Source organism: Armatimonas sp., from assembly GCF_964826245.1.
Map to the genome: position 1 here is coordinate 1 of NZ_CBAYMC010000307.1, position 4,259 is coordinate 4,259.

Annotated in this window: 3 protein-coding genes; 2 read left to right on the forward strand and 1 reads right to left on the reverse strand. The window is 59.1% G+C overall.

Annotation, left to right across the window (positions count from 1 at the left end):
* The coding region (locus AC1XOS_RS20255; RefSeq protein ID WP_481964026.1) for a hypothetical protein at positions 1-1,581 on the forward strand (1,581 nt) is incomplete at its 5' end.
* A gap of 74 nt (positions 1,582-1,655) precedes the next feature.
* Entirely contained in the window at positions 1,656-2,963 is a 1,308-nt protein-coding gene (locus AC1XOS_RS20260) for a Gfo/Idh/MocA family protein (protein ID WP_481964027.1), read from the forward strand.
* Positions 2,964-3,014: 51 nt separating this feature from the next.
* On the opposite strand, the gene AC1XOS_RS20265 is transcribed toward AC1XOS_RS20260, so the two are convergent.
* Positions 3,015-4,154, reverse strand: coding sequence for a glycosyltransferase family 4 protein (locus AC1XOS_RS20265; protein ID WP_481964028.1), 1,140 nt, complete (start codon positions 4,152-4,154; stop codon positions 3,015-3,017).
* Positions 4,155-4,259: the final 105 nt, after the last annotated feature.

Here is a 4,259-nt window from a genome sequence, read left to right on the forward strand (position 1 = left end):
CAGGCGCTCTGTCGTGGGGTGAACGGCGGGATGCGGCAAGTGGGCTCGGTGTACCTTCTGGTAGAGGATCTACCCAGCGCGGCAGAACGCCGTGAGCGAGCCAATGCGGACTACCAGCGCTTTTTACGTCCGCAAGAGCAAGAGACCCAGCAGCTCTCCCAGCTTGCCGCCGCTGCGCGCCGTCGCCTGAGCCGCCAGGGAGGGCTGGCACGAGTTCCCCGGAGCCGCCAGGATGCCCCCGAGGCGCTCTGGTCACTGGCAGAGCGCTTCGATACCGAGGGACATCTAGCGTTTTCTCAGCTAACAGAGACACTCAAGCGCGAGGTGCTAACGCGCTTTGAGCAGCAAAAAGCACAGACCGAAGAGATCGGTGGGCTCGCCGTTGAGGTGCCCGCCGAGGCAACAGCGGAGCAGACGCTCGTCATGGAGCTACTGGCTCCCGACGTTCAGGGAGTGGCTGAGGTTGTCTCTTTCCCCATCGAGCCGATTCTCCCTGAAGAGCCACTTGGGGAGCCCATCGGGCCGATCGTGATCCCCGAGACGCTGTCCGTCCGTGCCTGGCAAGTGGCGCTTCCCGAAGACGATGGTCAACAAGAATCGCTGCTGGCTCTGGCAAAGCGTGGCAAGATCACCCAGCTCCGGGTACCCTTCACGCCACAACCAGGATCTGAGGCACGCTTGGCAGCTCTGGCACACAAGGCCAAAGCTCTGGGAATCGGGGTGGTTCCTGTGCTCTCGCCCTTCATGGCCTTGACACCAAGTGCCTCCCGAGAGCGCAATGCGATGGGGCTGACGCTCAAAGACTGGGTCGCGACGTTTGCGGCGGAGGAGTCGCCCTCCAGCCGACTGGCCCGTGGACTTGCCCGCTGGGACTTTCTTGTCCCCGAAGCACTCGATACCTCCGCGTTTGTGGCGCTGGGAAGACATCTGGTAGCGCTGTCTGGCATCACGGGACTCGCACTCGATAGTGTGAGTGTGCCGGGCTATCCCGATGTGGAAGTGGGGGACTGGTCTCTGTGGATTGGTGGGCTGGCCCTGGAGAGTCGGGTCACCTTTCTTCGCACCCATCAGACCGATCCCGCCGATCTCATCGCCGCGTCCCCGTTCGATCTGGAGCGCAGCACCCCCGAGAGAAACAGGCTACGCGAGCTCTGGGAGACCCAGCAGCGCCAGCGGCGGGATAGAGCGCTGGCACGGCTCAATACTGCCCTCCAGCAGGCAAAGTTTCCCTGGCCACTCTCTGTTCGTGAGGGCAGTCTGGGTAAGAGTGGCTCCTGGCGGCGCTGGCGTGGCGTGGTTCCTGGGCTTGAGGAGAGCGAAGAGAGCGCTTCGTCGGGTCTGCTCCATGTTAGCCTGCTTGCCTACGACGCGAAAGTCTCTGGTCTCGTCAGTAGTGCAAGTGGGCTTCTCAGTGCCGAGGCTCGTCTGCGCGAGTGGCTAGATCTAGAGCTTCAGCCCGCGACACGCCCCACTCCCGATCATCCCGACCACTGGGACGGCTTCGTGGTGGATGTCTCCGATAGGCCGCTCACCGCCGCCCTCACGCTTCTGGAGCAAGCCTTTATCATGGCAATATTTTAGCAAGTTCGTCAAGGGGCAGGAATTTGTGGGTGAGATGTGGAAACGGTCTTTATCATCAGGAGGAACTTTTGGGTATGTCTCAAAATAGACGTGAGTTTTTAGTGGGAGCAGCGGCTCTTGGAGTGGGCATGACGTTTGCCGAGAAGGCACTGGCAAAGCAGGGGGGTAAGGTCAAGTTTGCCTGTATCGGCGTCGGGGGCAAGGGCGATAGCGATACGGCAGATGCGGCGCGCTTTGGCGAGGTTGTGGCGATCTGCGATGTGGATGAGACCACGGTCGCTAAGGCGCTCAAGCGGTACCCCAATGCCAAGCCATTTACCGACTGGCGTAAGTGTCTAAAGGCTATGGCCAAAGAGGTGGATGCGGTTACGGTAACCGTTCCCGACCACATGCATGGCATCATCGCCGCCAATGCCATGATGATGGGCAAGCACACCTTCTGCCAGAAGCCGCTCTGCCGCACGATCTACGAAGCCCGCCGTCTGGCAGAGATTGCGGTGCAGATGAATGTTCAGACTCAGATGGGCAACCAGGGAACGGCAGATCCTAAACTACGCAAACAAGCCGCTCAAGTACGCGCGGGGATGATCGGTAAGGTCAGCGAGATCCATGTCTGGAGCAATCGCCCGATCTGGCCCCAAGGCCTTGCCCGTCCGACCGCTGTGGCTACCCCACCTGCGACTCTGAACTGGGATCAGTGGCTAGGGGTTGCCCCGGTGCGTCCGTATGTTCCAGGAGCCTATCACACCTTCAACTGGCGTGGCTGGTGGGACTTCGGCTCCGGTGCAATGGGAGATATGGGCTGTCACACGCTCAACATGCCCTTCATGGCGCTGGATCTGCGTGACCCCATCTCGATCCAGTCTGAGACTGCTCCCAACAACGGGGACTCGTTCCCCGCGTGGTCCGTCACTACCTTCATGTTTGCCGCGACCTCTACCCGTGGCCCGATCAAGCTGGTCTGGTACGATGGCAACAAGCAGCCTCCGATGGAGATCCTAGCCGACTGTCTCGATGAAGACTGGAAGCTCAACAGCTCGGGTTCACTTCTGATCGGTGACAAGGGCAAGATCTATGTTCCCGGCGACTATGGCTCTGGTGGCCGCGTGGTCGGTGGTGTGGACCTCTCCAACGTGGGCTTCGAGGAGTCTCCGGGCCACTTCGCCGAGCTCGTGCGTGCCATCAAAGAGGGCAAGCCTGCGATGAGCAACTTCCCTGGCTATGCAGGCCCGCTCGCCGAGATGGTGCTCGCCGGAAATCTGGGGGTTCGTGCAGGTGGCAAGAAAGTCGAGTGGGATGCCCGCAAGATGAAGGCTACCAACATGCCCGAGCTGGATAGCTACATCAAGCCCAAGTACCGCAAGGGCTACGACATGATCTAGTGCTTGCTTTCAGCAAGCCAATGCCGCAGGGGCCTTCCCCTGCGGCATTTTCTATTTTCCGATTTTTTCGTAGACGCGAAGGGTCTGCTGAGCGCTTCGCTGCCATGTGAAGTTCTTTGACCACGCCAGACCGTCGCTACCGAGCTTCGCTAAACGTGCGGGATCACGCAGCAGAGAGTCCGTTACGCGGGCGATCTCTTCATCGTCTTGTGGAGAGAACATGATCCCGTTTGGCCCTGCAACCTCGGGCAGAGAGGCGGTATTGCTGGTGATTGTGGGAGTTCCACAGGCCATCGCTTCGAGAGGTGGCAGGCCGAGCCCCTCCCAGAGGGATGGAAACACAAGGAGATCAGCAGCACGGTAGTGTGCACCGAGGAGGGTATCGGAGGGGATTTTTCCGGCGTGGACAATCCGCTCTCCCACACCAAGTTGCTCCACAAGTGCTGCTTCTTCCTCATGAAACGGTGCCCCTACCCGTAGTAGCCAGACATCGTCCCCGAGAGCTTTCAGAAGCTTGACGAGCGCACTGGTATTTTTATAGCGACCGGTGGTGCCCACGTGCATGAGGAGCCGTGCGTTTTCCGGAATGTTGTAGCGCTTACGGATCAGAGTGCGCTCTTCTGCGAGTGTACTCGCCTCGGTGGGCGCCGGTGTGAAGCTCGGATTGATCCCAAAATACACGACGTGCAGGCGCTCCGCAGGGATTTTGGTGTGCTCTAGAAGGTTCTGTTTAGAGGACTCGGAGATGGTAATCACTTCCTGGGCAGCCTCTAGGTTTGCAATGATCTTGGGGAAAGTACGACGCTGATTGTCACTGATAGGAATATCTAGCTTTCCAAGGCTTGCAAGCATCGGAATAATGTCGTGACAGCTAATCACGGTTCGCTCGGCAGGCAGGGATTTCAGAAGATGGGCGTGGCTATGGTCGAGGATATGGAAGATATCCCCACGATGGCGGTTGTTTTTTACGACGAGAGGGTACTTGACTAGGCGGCCTAAGCGCTCTGCTGTCTTAGCGCCCAGATCTCCGGGGAGCAACCATGCCGCAAGAGCAACGTGATGGCACGTTAAGGAATCAAACTCCCAACCCGGTGGGGAAATCTGGTGCAGTGCCTGCGTCAGCTCGTCGGCATAGCGCTTCATGCTGACAGCATGGTACTCCACCAGATTAGGAATCAGCAGGACTTTCATGGAGGGGTTTGCTTACCGATTCGCAATGAGCGGTGCAATCAAGAGGCTGACGACGCTCATGACCTTGATGAGGATCGCCACGCCAGGCCCGGAGGTGTCTTTAAA

What these genes read in the sequence shown, in the direction of transcription:
- AC1XOS_RS20260 (WP_481964027.1), top strand. Translation starts at nt 1,656, where the DNA reads ATGTCTCAAAATAGACGTGAGTTTTTAGTGGGAGCAGCGGCTCTTGGA.
- AC1XOS_RS20265 (WP_481964028.1), bottom strand. Translation starts at nt 4,154, where the DNA reads ATGAAAGTCCTGCTGATTCCTAATCTGGTGGAGTACCATGCTGTCAGC.